Source organism: Aureibaculum algae, assembly GCF_006065315.1.
Lineage (GTDB): Bacteria > Bacteroidota > Bacteroidia > Flavobacteriales > Flavobacteriaceae > Aureibaculum > Aureibaculum algae.
The window spans coordinates 3117232-3132506 of the sequence record NZ_CP040749.1 but is presented as its reverse complement, the minus strand read 5'-3'; the positions used below and the strand labels follow the sequence as shown (position 1 = coordinate 3132506).

10 protein-coding genes are annotated in these 15275 nt (G+C 32.7%); all 10 read left to right on the top strand.

Annotated elements, in window-relative coordinates:
- The 10 genes from FF125_RS13085 to FF125_RS13040 all read left to right on the top strand — a co-directional run bounded on the left by FF125_RS13085 (position 1) and on the right by FF125_RS13040 (position 15246).
- On the top strand, positions 1–2211 hold the full coding sequence (locus tag FF125_RS13085; protein WP_138950185.1) for a GH92 family glycosyl hydrolase: 2211 nt from the start codon (positions 1–3) through the stop codon (positions 2209–2211).
- Positions 2212–5358: a glycoside hydrolase family 2 TIM barrel-domain containing protein gene (locus FF125_RS13080; RefSeq protein WP_138950184.1), complete on the top strand. Its 3147-nt coding sequence runs from the start codon at positions 2212–2214 to the stop codon at positions 5356–5358.
- 9 nt (positions 5359–5367) lie between these two features.
- On the top strand, positions 5368–7686 hold the full coding sequence (locus FF125_RS13075; RefSeq protein ID WP_138950183.1) for a glycoside hydrolase family 20 protein: 2319 nt from the start codon (positions 5368–5370) through the stop codon (positions 7684–7686).
- Positions 7687–7714: 28 nt separating this feature from the next.
- Complete coding sequence (locus FF125_RS13070; RefSeq protein WP_138950182.1) at positions 7715–8515, top strand: 3-keto-disaccharide hydrolase; 801 nt, start codon at positions 7715–7717, stop codon at positions 8513–8515.
- Between the two features lie 9 nt (positions 8516–8524).
- Positions 8525–9994, top strand: coding sequence for a Gfo/Idh/MocA family protein (locus FF125_RS13065; RefSeq protein ID WP_138950181.1), 1470 nt, complete (start codon positions 8525–8527; stop codon positions 9992–9994).
- A 490-nt stretch (positions 9995–10484) separates the two neighbouring features.
- A complete protein-coding gene (locus FF125_RS13060) occupies positions 10485–10922 on the top strand; it encodes a cytochrome c oxidase assembly factor Coa1 family protein (RefSeq protein ID WP_138950180.1) in 438 nt (145 codons plus the stop codon).
- A 99-nt stretch (positions 10923–11021) separates the two neighbouring features.
- Positions 11022–12098: a metallophosphoesterase gene (locus tag FF125_RS13055; RefSeq protein WP_138950179.1), complete on the top strand. Its 1077-nt coding sequence runs from the start codon at positions 11022–11024 to the stop codon at positions 12096–12098.
- A gap of 43 nt (positions 12099–12141) precedes the next feature.
- Entirely contained in the window at positions 12142–13053 is a 912-nt protein-coding gene (locus FF125_RS13050) for an endonuclease/exonuclease/phosphatase family protein (RefSeq protein ID WP_138950178.1), read from the top strand.
- 30 nt (positions 13054–13083) lie between these two features.
- The gene (locus FF125_RS13045; RefSeq protein ID WP_138950177.1) at positions 13084–13341 is read left to right on the top strand and encodes a hypothetical protein; all 258 of its coding nucleotides are present in this window, start codon (positions 13084–13086) and stop codon (positions 13339–13341) included.
- A gap of 561 nt (positions 13342–13902) precedes the next feature.
- A complete protein-coding gene (locus tag FF125_RS13040) occupies positions 13903–15246 on the top strand; it encodes a hypothetical protein (RefSeq protein ID WP_138950176.1) in 1344 nt (447 codons plus the stop codon).
- Positions 15247–15275: the final 29 nt, after the last annotated feature.

Here is a 15275-nt window from a genome sequence, read left to right as displayed (position 1 = left end):
ATGTCAAATAAATTTTTTATAATAGGTTGGGTTTTTGCCTTAATTGGGATATCCTGTTCTAACAAAACAGAACCTTCAGAAAAAAAATTAACATCTTATGTAAACACCTTTATTGGTACAGATGGTCCTGGTAATACATACCCTGGAGCAACAGTACCTTATGGAATGGTGCAATTAAGTCCTGATATTGGTATCCCTGGTTGGGATCGGATTTCAGGCTATTTTTACCAAGACTCCATCATTACTGGATTTTCTCACACCCATTTAACGGGAACAGGAGCTGGTGATTTGTATGATTTATTGGTAATGCCTACCAATAGCCGTTTTAATGAAAGAATTAAAGATAATAACTTTAAACCTTTTTCTAAGTTCTCTCATGATAAAGAATCGGCATCACCAGGATATTATTCCGTTGATTTATTAGATTATGGAATAAAAGCAGAACTGACAACAACTTTAAGAACAGGAATTCATAGATATACTTTTCCAAAAGATAGTTTATCTCAAATACATATCGATTTGGGATATGCTTTAAATTGGGATAGACCTACGGATACCTATATAAAGGTTGTTAATAAACACACTATTGAAGGTTATCGTAAATCTTCAGGTTGGGCAAAAGACCAACGTCTTTATTTTACTATCCAGCTTTCTAAAGATTTTGATTCTTACGATTTATATAACAATGATACTTTAGTAGAAGTGTCCACAAAAGGGAAAAATACGAAGATTGTTTTAAATTATACAACTAAGAAAGAGGAACAGATTGTATTGAAAACGGGACTTTCAACAGCAAATAATGAAGGTTCTAGAAAGTCTTTAGACGTTGAAGCTCCAGATTTCAACTTTGATTCTTATCGAGAGCAAGCAGACGAAATTTGGGAAGAACAACTTCAAAAAATAAAGGTGACTATGCTCACAGATGAGCAAACACGTATTTTTTATACAATGCTTTACCAATCGATGTTGGCACCAACTTTATTAAGTGATCTCAATGGAAATTATAAAGGAGCAAATGATACTATTATGAAAGCTTCTGGTTTTGATCGTTATGATACGTTTTCATTATGGGATACCTATAGAGCAGCTCACCCTTTATTTACAATTTTACATCCTGACAAGGTAACCGACTTTGTAAAATCAATGTTAGCACATTATAAGGAAACAGGTTTATTACCCGTCTGGTCTATGCAAGGAAATGAAACTAATATGATGATAGGTTACCATGCAGTACCTGTAATTGTGGATGCTTATTTTAAAGGAATAAATGATTTTGATGTTGACATGGCCTATGAAGCGTGTAAAGTCAGTGCAATGGATAATGCTAGAAAGATTGATTTATATAAAGATTTTGGCCATATCCCTGTTGATGAAGAAAATGAGAATTGGTCGGTTTCAAAGACCTTAGAATATGCTTATGATGATTGGTGTATTGCACAATTTGCAAAAGACCTTGGTAAAAATGAGGATTATAATTATTTTTTAAAGCGTTCAGAATATTGGAGAAATGTTTATGATGCTGAAAGTTCATTTATGAGGCCTAAGTTGGCTAATGGTGAATTCATAAAAGATTTTGTGCCGAAAGAATATTCGAAATATTTTTGCGAGAGTAATGCATGGCAATATTTCTGGTCCGTTCCGCAAAATATTGGAGGTTTAATTGAAGTTACTGGGGGTAAAGATCGCTTTGAAGAGAAATTAGATTCAATGTTCTCGTTAAACCCATTACCAACCGATGAATTACCCATTTTCAGTACTGGAATGATTGGTCAATACGCTCATGGGAATGAACCGAGTCATCATGTAGGGTATCTGTATAATTACATTGATAAACCATATAAAACACAGAAAATTATCAGACAAATTTTAGAATCGCAATATAAAAACACTCCTGATGGGCATTGTGGAAATGAAGATTGTGGGCAAATGTCTTCTTGGTATATTTTTAGTGCATTGGGCTTTTATCCAGTTAACCCTGCAGAAGGTATTTATAGTTTTGGATCACCAATTATTAAAGATGCTAAATTGAGTTTAAAGGATGGTAAAACATTTGAAATAAAAGTAAAAAATAATTCAAAAGAGAATATTTATATACAATCAATCCAATTAAACGGAGAGGAGTTACATAGAAATAAAATCTTACACTCAGAAATTATGAATGGGGGTACATTGATTTTTACTATGGGTAAAAAACCAGCAAAAATAAATTAAATGAACATTAAGAAAATCATATTGAGTATCGGGTTGGTAACTTTTGGTTTTGCTACTAGTACTTCGCAAAATGAAAAGCCTTATTGGCTAAACGAGAAAATAAACGAAGAAAATAGAGAGCCGATGCATGCGTCTTATTTTGTTTATGAAAATGAACAATTGGCCAACCAAAATGACTGGAGAGCATCTACTAATTATGTTGACATAAATGGAGTATGGAAATTTCAGTTTAAAGAAAATCCCGCTGATATTTCTGAAAACTTTTTCGCTACAGATCTTAATGATACGGATTGGGATAATTTTACAATTCCTGCCAATTGGGAAATGAAAGGATATAGCTATCCAATTTATACAAATACAGGCTACGAGTTTGGTAATTTAATTAAAATAGATCCTCCTATGGTACCCGAAACACAAAACCCTACGGGTGTGTTTAGAAAATGGGTGAATGTATCAGATAGTTGGATAGATAAAGATATTTTTTTGCACGTTGGTGCTGCCAAATCTAATTTAGAAGTTTGGATAAATGGCAAATATGTTGGTTATGGTGAAGATGGAAAATTAGCACAGGAATTCAAATTAAATACCGCTATAAAACCTGGCAAGAATTTAATCGTTTTAAAAGTAATGCGATGGAGTGATGGAGCTTACTTGGAATGTCAAGATTTTTGGAGAATGAGTGGTATTACTCGAGATTCATTCTTGTATTCACGCAGCAAAGTGCACTTGAAAGATGTTGAAATTATTCCTGACTTAGATAATAATTATGAGAATGGTACTTTAAAAATTACACCAACATTTTCTTATATTCCTAAAAAAGATAAACATTCGCTCGAAATTCAATTGATGGATGACGCAGAAACTGTAGCTCAAGCAACAATTAGTTCGTTAGCTCTTAATGGAGACAAAGTCATAAACTTGAAGGTGACTAATCCTAAAAAATGGTCTGCAGAAATTCCAAATTTATACACACTTCGTTTAAAATTAAAAGATAAAAAAGGAACAGTTATCGAAGTTGTAGATCAAAATATAGGCTTCCGTAAAATTGAAATAAAAAGTGGTCAATTGTTAGCTAATGGTAAGCCCATTTATTTAAAAGGTGTTAATCGACATGAAATTGACCCTATCGATGGACAAACAGTTTCGCGAGAACGAATGGAAGAGGATGTTAAATTATTAAAAGAATTTAATTTTAATGCGGTAAGAACTTCTCATTACCCAAACGATCCTTATTTCTATGAATTATGTGATACTTATGGAATTTATGTGGTAGATGAAGCTAATATAGAATCGCATGGGATGGGATACGATCCAACAAAGACTTTAGCTAATAATCCAGATTGGGAAATTGCTCATTTACAACGATTGGAAAGAATGGTTGAACGAGATAAAAATCATCCTTCCATAATTATTTGGAGTATGGGTAATGAAGCAGGCAATGGATATAATTTTTATCGTGGATTTTTATGGATGAAAAACAGAGATTCTTCAAGACCCACCCAATATGAAAGGGCTAATTTGGGTTGGGATGCAAATGTAAGATTTGATTGGGATTCTGATATTATTAATCCGATGTATTCCTCACCTGGAGGTATGGATAAGTACATTAATAAGGAGCATGATTCCACACGACCATATATCATGTGTGAGTATGCACATGCTATGGGTAATTCTTTAGGGAATTATAAGGACTATTGGGATGTTTTTAGAGAACATGAAAACTTTCAAGGTGGTTTTATTTGGGATATGATAGACCAATCCATTTATAAGGAAAAAGAAGATGGTACTACTATTTTTGCTTATGGTGGCGATTTTGGCCCAAAAGATGTACCAAGTGACAATAATTTTTTGAATAATGGTGTGTTTTCTCCAGATAGAAAACCAAATCCGCATGCCTTCGAAGCTAAATTTGTACATCAAGATATATTAACTTCTTGGACAGATGAAACTAAAAGTGAAATTTCTATTTTTAATGAATTCTTTTTTAAAGATTTAAAAAATGTTGAATTATATTGGCATTTAATTGTAGATGGTAAAGTTACAAAAGAAGGTGTTGTTACCAACTTAGAGGTGCTTCCTCAAGATACAAAAAACATTAAACTTCCTTTTCAAATGCCCCAATCAAAATATAAAGAGGCTTTTGTAAATATTTCTTATCGTTTAAAGAATGCAGAACCTTTTCTTCCAAAAGGACACATTATCGCGAAAGAGCAATTGGCTTTTAATAAAAGTAATCTGGAGCCATTAGAAATTGTAGGAAGCGAGAAATTTAAAGTTCTGAAAACAAATGATAACATTACTTTTAGTAGTGGAGATGTGGTATTTACTTTTGATAAATCATCTGGTTTATTAAGCAACTATCAATATAAAAATAATAACATTTTAGTAGAAGGTGCATTACTTAAACCAAACTTTTGGAGAGCACCCATTGACAATGATTATGGTGCAGGATTACAAAACAAATTGAAAGTTTGGAAAGAGCCTTTAGTGGATTTAGAACCTAAAATTTTTAAAGTTGAAAATAAAAAAGACCATACGGTTTCAGTACAAGTTATGTATAGATTAGATGCTGTATTTTCTGATTTAGAAATTAATTATACATTGAATAGTTTAGGTGAGTTAATGGTCAAGCAGAATTTGAGTATTGATGAAAAGGGAGAAACCCCTATGCTTTTCCGTTATGGTTTAATAATGCAATTACCTAAAACTTTTGAAAACATTATTTATTACGGTAGGGGGCCGATGGAAAATTATAGTGATAGAAACTATAGCACTGATGTTGGTATATATGATCAAACGGTAACCGATCAATATTATCCGTATATAAGACCGCAAGAAACTGGAAATAAAACAGATGTAAGATGGTATAAGCTATCTAATAATAAAGTTAATTTAACCATTACATCTGATAATTTATTTAATGCAACGGCAATGCATTATACACAAGAACAATTGGATGATGGTGATAAAAAGGACCAGAGACATGCCTCTGAAATTTTTGAAAGTGATATAACCGAGTTGAAAATTGACCTTAAACAAATGGGACTAGGTAGTATAGATAGCTGGGGAAGTATACCTTTAGAAAAATACAGATTAACTGATAAGAATTATTCATTTCAATTTAAAATAACACCTTCATCAAAATAATTTAAAAAAATGCGACAACACTTTAAACTTCTAACACTCATTTTTGTAATCAGTTTATACTCATGTTCTGATAATAGTAAAAGCAAAGATTTTACGGTAAATGATATAAATATTATACCGAAACCGGCTGAATTGACTTTAGATAAAGGTTCATTTAGTATTGATGAAAATACTAAAATTATAGCTCATGATAGTTTAAAAAACATAGCAAAAATATTAACAGATAAGTTGAAGTCGTCTTCAAATATTGAATTAGATTTTAGTGAGAGTTCCGATAGTAATTTTATTCAATTTGTAGCTAAAGAAGGACTAGAAAATGAAGCTTATGAATTATCTATAACGAATAAGAAAGTTACAGTTACAGCTAATAGCTTAGGTGGCTTTCTATATGGAGTACAGAGTATATTACAATTACTTCCAGCTGAAATCTATGGAACTGATACTAAAGGAGATTTAATTTTACCAGCGGTTGAAATAAAAGACAAACCTCGTTTTCGATATAGAGGATTAATGCTTGATTTATCTAGGCACTTTTTTCCTAAAGAGTATATTTTAAAAACCATTGATAGGTTAGCAATGCATAAAATGAATGTATTACACCTGCATTTAGTTGATGATCAGGGTTGGCGTATGGAAATTAAAAAATATCCAAAATTAACCGAAATTGCAGCTTGGAGAGTAGATCAAGAAGATAAACATTGGAATGCTAGAGATAAAAATGATCCAAATGTAAAAGGTACTTATGGTGGATTTTTAACGCAAAAAGAACTAAAAGAAATTGTGGCTTATGCTGCTCAAAATAATATTGACGTAATTCCTGAAATTGAAATGCCAGCTCACGTTACTAGCGTTATGGCTGCTTATCCTGAATTAACATGTCATGGTAACCCGGTGGCTGTACCTTCTGGGGGAGTTTGGCCAATTACAGATATTTACTGTGCGGGCAAAGAAACTACTTTTGAATTTCTAGAGGATGTATTAACAGAAGTTATGGAAGTTTTTCCGTCTAAATATATCCATATAGGAGGTGATGAGGCTACCAAAACCAATTGGGAGAAGTGTCCTGATTGCCAAAGAAGAATGAAAAAGGAAGGTCTAAAAGATGTTCATGAATTACAGAGTTATTTTGTAAAACGAATGGAAAAATTTATCAATAGTAAAGGTAAGAAATTGATTGGATGGGATGAGATTTTAGAGGGTGGTTTGGCACCTGAAGCCACAGTTATGAGCTGGAGAGGAGTAAAAGGAGGAGAAGAGGCTGCAGAACAAGGGCATGATGTAATTATGACTCCAGGGAGTTATTGTTATTTTGACCATTATCAAGGGCCGCAAAATGATGAACCAATAGCACAAGGGGGGTATCTTCCATTGAGTAAAGTTTATCAATTTGATCCCATTGTTGAAGGAATGTCTGAAAAAGAGGCCAAACATATTTTGGGTGGTCAGGCTAATTTATGGGCAGAATATATACCGACAACTTCTCATTCTGAATATATGATTTTTCCAAGATTGGCCGCATTGTCTGAAGCTCTATGGTCACCAATAAAATTACGAGACTGGAATGATTTTTCAAAAAGAATAAAAACACAATTTAATAGGTACGATGAATTAGGTATTAATTATGCTAAAAGTGCTTATCTAGTAACCTCTGATATGGATATTGATTTAGAAAATAAATCTGTAAAAATGACATTGCAAAATGAATTTCCAAAGTCCGATATTAGATATGTGTTGGGTGATGCAAAATTAAGTGAGAAGGCTATTCCTTATGTTAATCCAGTAGAAATTTCAGAATCTACCGTTGTAAAGGCATCTTTATTTGAATACGATAAGCCTATTGGTAAAGTTTTTATGGATACTATAAAATTCCATAAAGGTGTTGCCAAAGTGGTTAATTATGTAATTCCGTATAACGATAGATATACCGGTTCAGGACCAAGTACTTTGGTAAATACGTTGCGTGGTACAAAAAACTTCCATGACGGTCAATGGCAAGCTTGGTTAAATGACAACATGGAAGTGGTTATTGATTTAGATCAACCAACAGAGATACATAAAGTTACTGTAGGTGCATTAGAAAATCAAGGTCCTGGGATTTATTACCCTATAAAAATTGAAGTATTTGTTTCAGATGATGGTAAAAAGTTTAATAGTGTTGGAAATTTAGAAAGACCCTATGCTAAAAATGCAGGTTCTGAACTTAAAGATTTTATCGTTAAATTTGACAAACAACAAACAAAATATATTAAAGTAATTGCTACTAATTTAAAAAGAACACCAGCTGGTAGCGGCGTCTTCTTATTTATTGATGAAATTTTAGTAGAATAATAGTTTTTGAAATTAAATAAAACAAACCATGAAAAAATCAATGACACTTTTAATTGTTCTTTGTTTAACTCTTTCTTGTAAAAAGGATTCAAAAAAAGATGTGGAAAGTAAAGAAACAGCACAAACTGAAAATAAAACTTCTAATGATTGGATTACGCTGTTTGATGGTGTAAGTACTAAAGGTTGGCGAGCGTATAATGGTGATGCCTTACCTCCGGGGTGGATAGTAAAAGATAGTGTTTTAACTTTTGATACTGAGCTTGGTTTAGAGCAGGATTATAAAGGTGGGAAAGATATTATTTACGGTGACGAAGAATTTGACAATTTTGAATTGTATGTTGAATGGAAAATTCCTGAAGGAGGAAATAGTGGAATATTTTATCACCTTAAAGAAAATATTCCAAATGCAGGGCCACCAAACATTGCCCCAGAATATCAACTGATAGATGATGAAAATTATGCTAAAATTCACAGCCTTACCGAATATAACACAAGTTTAGGATATGAAAATCCTTCGGAACTACACCCATTACAATCAACTGCTGCTGATTATGCTATGTATCCTGCTAATCCAGAGAATAAACAACTAAATCCGACAGGGGAGTGGAACAGTACGCGTATCCTGTTTACGCCAGAAAAAGCTGAGTATTGGTTAAATGGGAAGAAAGTGGTCGAATTTGTTCCATGGTCAGAAGACTGGTATGCTAAAAAGAATGCTGGTAAATGGAAAGAAGAAAAATTGTATGGAACTTTTAAGACCGGTTATATTGGTTTTCAAGATCATTCAAGTCCAATTTGGTTCAGAAATATTAAATTAAGAAAACTTTAAAAACACATCATGGATAAGAGAAAATTTATAAAAATAAGTAGTTTAGGAGCATTGGGTATTGCCATTTCCCCATCATTAGCGATGTGTAAAAATAAGACGAAAAAAGGTGAAGAGGCAGAAATTCAACTGAATGAAAATGGACGCTTAAGAGTTGCACACATAGGTGTTGGTAATATGGGTGCAGCAGATCTTAATGCTATTTCTAGTCATGATATGGTAGATATGGTTGCACTTTGTGATGTAGATTCGAACTATTTAGCAGCAGCAAAAAAGTTACATCCCAATGCTAAAACATATGCGGATTATCGCGTAATGTTTAAAGAAATGTCTGATAAATTTGATGCTGTAATTGTTTCTACACCAGATCATACGCATGCACCGGCATCAATGATGGCAATGGAAAAAGGAAAGGCTGTGTATTGTCAAAAACCCTTAACGCATCACGTGTCAGAAGCTAGAGCAATGCGAAAAATTGCAGAAGAGAAAGATTTGGTGACACAGATGGGTATTCAAGTTCACTCTTTTTACGATTATAAATTAGCAACTTTACTTATTCAATCAGGTATTATTGGTAAAGTGCATACAGTAAGAGCATGGTCGCCTAAAAATTGGGGTTATGATGGCCCTGAGCCTAAAGGTTCGGACCCTGTACCAGAAACGTTGGATTGGAATTTATGGTTAGGTACATCGGCAGAAAGACCATATAAAGAAGGTGTTTATCATCCTGGGAATTGGAGAAAATTATTAGATTATGGCTGTGGTACCTTGGGAGATATGGGGGTACATATTTTTGACACACCATACAATGCCTTGGAGCTTGACGTTCCAAAAACGATACTTAACGAATGCAGAAAACCAACAGGTTTTGGATTTCCAGAAAACAATATTGTAACTTATGAATTTCCGCAAACTAAATTCACAGCAGAAACCTTAAAATGGGTTTGGTATGATGGACCAGGAGCTCCTAAAGACCATGAAGATTTAAAATTGCCAGGAAGTAATACTGCAAAAGCTGAATCTAAGAAAGTTAAGGAAGCAACGTTAGATGAAAAAATGTCCTTAGAAACAAAAGTGGAAGGTGATGGTAAGTTGCCAGATCAAGGAGCTATGTTTATTGGTGAAAAAGGGCGTTTACTTTTACCTCACTTTATGCAATTACCTAGAAAAATTGTAGATGGAAAATATGTAGATATATCTGAAGAAATTGCTGCGATAAGTAAGGAGCATAACTTGGGAGAGCCCATTCGAAATTATGATTCAGAGGGAGAAAAGCATTACCATCAATTTGTCGATGCTTGTTTAGGTAAAGATAAATGTACGGCACCTTTTTCTTATGCTTCACGTTTAACGGAAACTATTTTGTTAGGGGTTATTGCCGGTCGTTTTCCAAATAAAACCTTGCATTGGGATAGCGAAAAAGCTAAATTTTCTGAAGATGAAGTAAATGCGTTGTTGGAGGCTCCTTACAGGGAGTTTTAGGGGCCAACTAAAGTCTAAAAAGTTTATGGAAAAAATAAAATATTCTACTTTTAATGCAATTGCTTGAAAGAGGGCTAAATTGATAAAGGATTGGTCTGTTTTTGCCGATGTAATTACAATTTTTGAAAAGGATATAGAAGTAATAATTTTAGATTATAAAGAACAATGTTTTGTAGTCTATTGAAATTTGCTTTGTGGGCTATATAAGTTGTATTATTATTATTATTATTAACGGACTTACGGCAACGCTTCGTCTTACTCAACGTCGCTATAAATTAGTAATTCAGGTAGCTATTCTTATAGAACTAAAATATAAAGAACTTCTAGAACCTACTTCAAAGAACTAAGAGTTGGGTACATTAACTATAATGTGAATAAAATTTTATGTAGCTAGAAGTTTATGCAATTAAAATTTGGTATAAAAAGGTTGTTAACCTAATGTTTAATATAACGAAACCATAACCCAAACCGTTAGGTATTATTAAACAATATGAACGAATTAATTGAACATAAAAGTTGGTGGCAACGGAATTGGAAATGGCTTACTCCAATGGTCGCAATATTCTTAATGGGTATTGGACTAATTTCCTCTTCAGAAATTGGAGAAAACATCTCTGACATAACAAGGGCATATGCGGATACTGATCTAGTAGATAATGCACTACAAAAAGCACAAGAAAATGAAGAGGTTATAGCACTTTTAGGAACACTGGAACCTCTTGACAAATTAGCTATTTTAGAGGGTGTTGTGCAATACTCAAATGATTACGACTCTATTGATTTTAGCTTTCGGGTAAAAGGTTCTAATGGAAAAGGAAGAATGTTGATTTTTGCCAACAAAAATGGAAATGCTTGGGAATATAAAGAAGTTGTTATTGGAATTAAAAAGCTCAATAAAACGATAATAATAATTGAAAGAAAAGAGTAAAAACAAATTTAGTATAGCCAAGGACTCTAGCTTTTTAATAAAATCATTTCGATGTCGTTTTTAAATAAATCCACGGTAAAATTTTGTAAACATAATACTATGAGAAAATTAACCCTTACACTACTCATTACTTTTAGTTTTTTTCTAAATAAAATTTATGCACAGTCTGGTCAACCAAAATTAGAAAATGAGGCATCATGGACAATGATTGTATTACCTGACCCTCAAACTTATATTAAATTTGAACAAAATCAACCGATATTTTCATTGATGACAAGGTGGATAAAACGGAATAAGGAAAAACTAAATATTGAACTTGTTTTATGCCAAGGTGACTTAGTAGAGCAAAATAACATACCAGTAGGAGATGGAGTGAATGGAGATCAAAATAGCAATCAGCAATGGTCGGCAGTTAGAGAAGCGTTTTCTGTTTTAGATACCATTGTACCATATATTTTGTGTGCTGGAAATCATGATTATGGTAGTAAGTCTGCTGAAAATCGTTATTCTCAACTGAATTCTTATTTTTCTCCAAATCAAATGGAATCAACAAGTAGTATTTTAACAGGAATGATGCCTAATTTTTCAGGTGAGCAGACATTAGAAAATGCCTATTATGAATTTGTTTCACCTCATAATGTTAAATACCTTATAGCCTCGTTGGAGTTTAATCCGAGAGATACAATTGTTAAGCAGAGCGAAGCCATTTTTGCAAGAGAAAAATATAAAGACTATAAGGGAGTTGTTTTGACACATAGTTATATGAAATCCATGACAAATGATAATGCCTTAATTGAAAAAGAAGGATATAAAGTTAAAGATGTTACGCACGGTAAAAAATTGTGGGAGACATTAATTGCCCCGTCTAAAAATATTGAAATGGTATTTTGTGGGCATATTGGAGGTACAGGAGGGTTTACTGAAAACGTTGGTTACAGAAAGGAAAAGAATGCAGGGCAAAAAGATGTACACCAAATGGTGTTTAATGCTCAGGCCGATGGAGGTGGATGGCATGGAAATGGGGGTGATGGATGGTTGCGGATATTAGAATTTCTTCCAGATAAGCAAACCATTATAATAAAAACTTTTTCTCCTTTTTTCGGGATATCTCCTTCTACAATAGAAAAATCTTGGCGTAATGAATCTTATGATAGTTTCAGCATTAAACTAAATTAATGAACTAAACATATTTCAACTTATTCAAAATAAAAAATACATTATGAAACAATTCATTAATCTATTTAATTTCACTTTTATCTCTATGGTAATTTTGTCTTCCATAAATACTAGTGCACAAGAGTCCGAAACGAATTTTAAAGTAATGACCTATAATATTTGGAATGGTTTCGACTGGGGTAAAGATACTATAAGAAAGGAAAATTGGATTAAATGGATTAAGAGTGAAAATCCAGATGTTCTAGCATTACAAGAGTTATGCGGTTATGATCAGAAAAAACTTAAAGAGGATGCTCTAAAATGGGGACATGAATATGTGCAAATATTAAAAACTGAAGGGTATCCAGTTGGTATTACTTCAAAGAAACCAATCATGTTAAAGGAACGTGTTATCGATAATTTTTGGCATGGTTTTTTACATTGCCAAACTTATGGCATTGATTTCTTCGTGGTCCATTTATCGCCAGCTGATGTAGATTTTAGGCTAAAAGAAGCACATATTCTTGCTGAAAAAATTAAAAAAGTAAAGAGTGAGAAATTTATTGTTCTTGGAGATTTCAATGCACATTCTCCATTTGATGAAGATTTGTTAAAACGTAATAAAAGTTTGCAGCAGCATTACTTAAACGATAAGAATGAAAGTAATTATTCTAACCTGAGGCTTGGAGAATTTGATTATTCCGTTATTTCAGCTTTCTTAGCAATACCTGCAATCGATGTTAGTAAGAATTTTATTGAAATAAATAATAGATTTACATACCCTACCCCAGTATTAATTGGAACCTATCAAACGGCTACTGAGGTTATTCAAAATAAACAACGAATAGATTATATCTTAACTAGCCCAATTATGTCTAAATCATGTAAGAATGTGACTATTTTTAACGAAGGAAAACCAGAAGGTTTATCAGATCATTATCCTATAATGGCTGAATTTAATTTTGAGAATAAATAACAATACCTATTTTTATCAGATCGATGTTATTTGTGTCATGGTCCAGGCGAAGGTACAAGAGAAGCAGAACTTAGATTATGCAGAAAGAAAAATGCCTATGCAGCTATTGAGAAGAAATTGGATAGACATGCCATTATTCCAGAGCGTTTTTCAAACAAGAATTGCGAAAATGAAAAATTCTCAGAAGCCGAAGTAAATGTATTGTTGAAGGCTCCTTACAGGAGTTTTAGTAAAAAGAGTTTCATTGTGTTCAATATAGTAGACTATATTGAACAATTTAAAGTATAGCATTCTCATTTAAATATTGCTTAATCATTAACTCTATAATTAAAGGGGGTTTTTCCTGTCAATAAAGGGGAAAAACCCCCTTTTTATTATTTTATTGTTATTATTCGAAAAAAAATGTTAAATTCGTTGTGTTATTTATTTTTATTTGCTATGAAAAGGAATACGAGATTTCAATCAACCAACCAACATTGTTTTCTTCACACTTGCATAATAGCAAAATTTTTAAATAGCTTTTTTAGATCCTAACTTGAAAAAGTTAAACATATTTTTATTGCTTTTGAGCAATTATTAATTATGTACCAATTTTAGTAACCAAGTTATTATTTTTCGCTGCTATGAAAAAGATTAAACCCCCAAAAATGTATTTACATTTATTACATCATTATGCTTGTTAAATAGCAGGAATTTTAAGTAACTCTAAACTTAGACCTGTTAGGAAAATTTTCAAAAACAAAATTTTTCTAATTACATATTTTTTATAATGGTTATCACCATTATAAGAATGTATGAACTAACTTTTTATTTAATAACCAATTTATTTTTAACTTAAAATTTTTTACGATGAAAAAATTATTTATTACTGCACTAGTAATTGGTGCAACAGGCTTTACTTATGCTCAAGGTAACCAGAGTACACTTGATCAATCAGGTACAGATCACGGAGCATTGATTGTTCAAGTAGGTCAACAAAACGAATCAGATGTTGATCAAGTCGATTCGGAAAACTATGCAGATGTTTACCAAGAGGGCACGAGAAATAAGGCTCGTATCAATCAAGCTAAAATCTGGAATCAAGCATTTCAAATGCAATATGGTATTGGTAATGATGCCAGAATTTCACAAAACATAGGAGCTTCTGGAGGAGCAAATTATGCAGAGCAATACCAGGATGGCAATAATAATGAAGCTATTATTGTACAAGGGTATAGATATACAGCATGGAATAGTGCTGTACAAACTCAAGAGGGTGGTAATGGCAATTGGGCTCATGCGTATCAAGGAGACGAATTTAATGTTTCTGAACAGACTCAGATGATGGGTAATAATAACCATGCAGATGTTTATCAAAATATCAATGGACGTGGAGGTAATAATTATGCTTCTCAAACACAAGGGTACGGAAATAGAAATTGGGCAATTATAGATCAAGGCGAAGGTTATTCTAGAAATAACAGTGCAACGCAACTTCAAGCTTTTGGTAATAATAATTTAGCTGTTTCTAAACAAACAAATGAGAATAACGTGTCGGATCAAACGCAATATGGTAATAGAAATACAGCTGAGGTATATCAGAATGAAGGTCGTACATGGTGGAGTTCTGATGACAATATGGCTGTTCAAATACAAGATGGTAATGGAAATAATGCAAAAATCAATCAAAATTTTTATTCAAATCAAAATTTAGCCGAACAAAATCAAATGGGTAATAACAATGAAGTAACTGCTACTCAGACTGGAGTAACAAACGCATCATTTCAAATACAAGATGGAAATGGAAACGAGTCAGATGTATATCAAGGTCAAGATAATCCATTTAGTACTACCAACTTAAGTTATTCAGAGCAAATTGGTAATAGAAATAGTACTAACGTGCGTCAAGATGGTGAGTTGAACCTTAGCGGTATTTATCAAGAAGGTAATAGAAATAATGCCACTGTAGATCAAGATGGTCTATTAAACGTTTCAGGTATTGCTCAATTTGGAAATGGTAATGGAGCATGTGTTACTCAAGACGGAATCTTAAATGTTTCAGGTATTTGGCAAGAAGGAATGAATAATAAAGTAACGTCTACTCAAATTGGTTTTGGAAACTTATCATTGGTAGGTCAATTTGGAGGTAACCATTCACATACTGTTAATCAAATAGGAACTGGTAATGTTGCAGGTTTAATTCAATCTAACTAATAGTTAACAAAAGGAGCAAAAGGTTGGTT

Coding starts and splice junctions, on each gene's coding strand:
- FF125_RS13050 (WP_138950178.1), top strand. CDS start 12,142: ATGAAACAATTCATTAATCTATTTAATTTCACTTTTATCTCTATGGTA.
- FF125_RS13075 (WP_138950183.1), top strand. CDS start 5,368: ATGCGACAACACTTTAAACTTCTAACACTCATTTTTGTAATCAGTTTA.
- FF125_RS13040 (WP_138950176.1), top strand. CDS start 13,903: ATGAAAAAATTATTTATTACTGCACTAGTAATTGGTGCAACAGGCTTT.
- FF125_RS13085 (WP_138950185.1), top strand. CDS start 1: ATGTCAAATAAATTTTTTATAATAGGTTGGGTTTTTGCCTTAATTGGG.
- FF125_RS13065 (WP_138950181.1), top strand. CDS start 8,525: ATGGATAAGAGAAAATTTATAAAAATAAGTAGTTTAGGAGCATTGGGT.
- FF125_RS13060 (WP_138950180.1), top strand. CDS start 10,485: ATGAACGAATTAATTGAACATAAAAGTTGGTGGCAACGGAATTGGAAA.
- FF125_RS13080 (WP_138950184.1), top strand. CDS start 2,212: ATGAACATTAAGAAAATCATATTGAGTATCGGGTTGGTAACTTTTGGT.
- FF125_RS13055 (WP_138950179.1), top strand. CDS start 11,022: ATGAGAAAATTAACCCTTACACTACTCATTACTTTTAGTTTTTTTCTA.
- FF125_RS13070 (WP_138950182.1), top strand. CDS start 7,715: ATGAAAAAATCAATGACACTTTTAATTGTTCTTTGTTTAACTCTTTCT.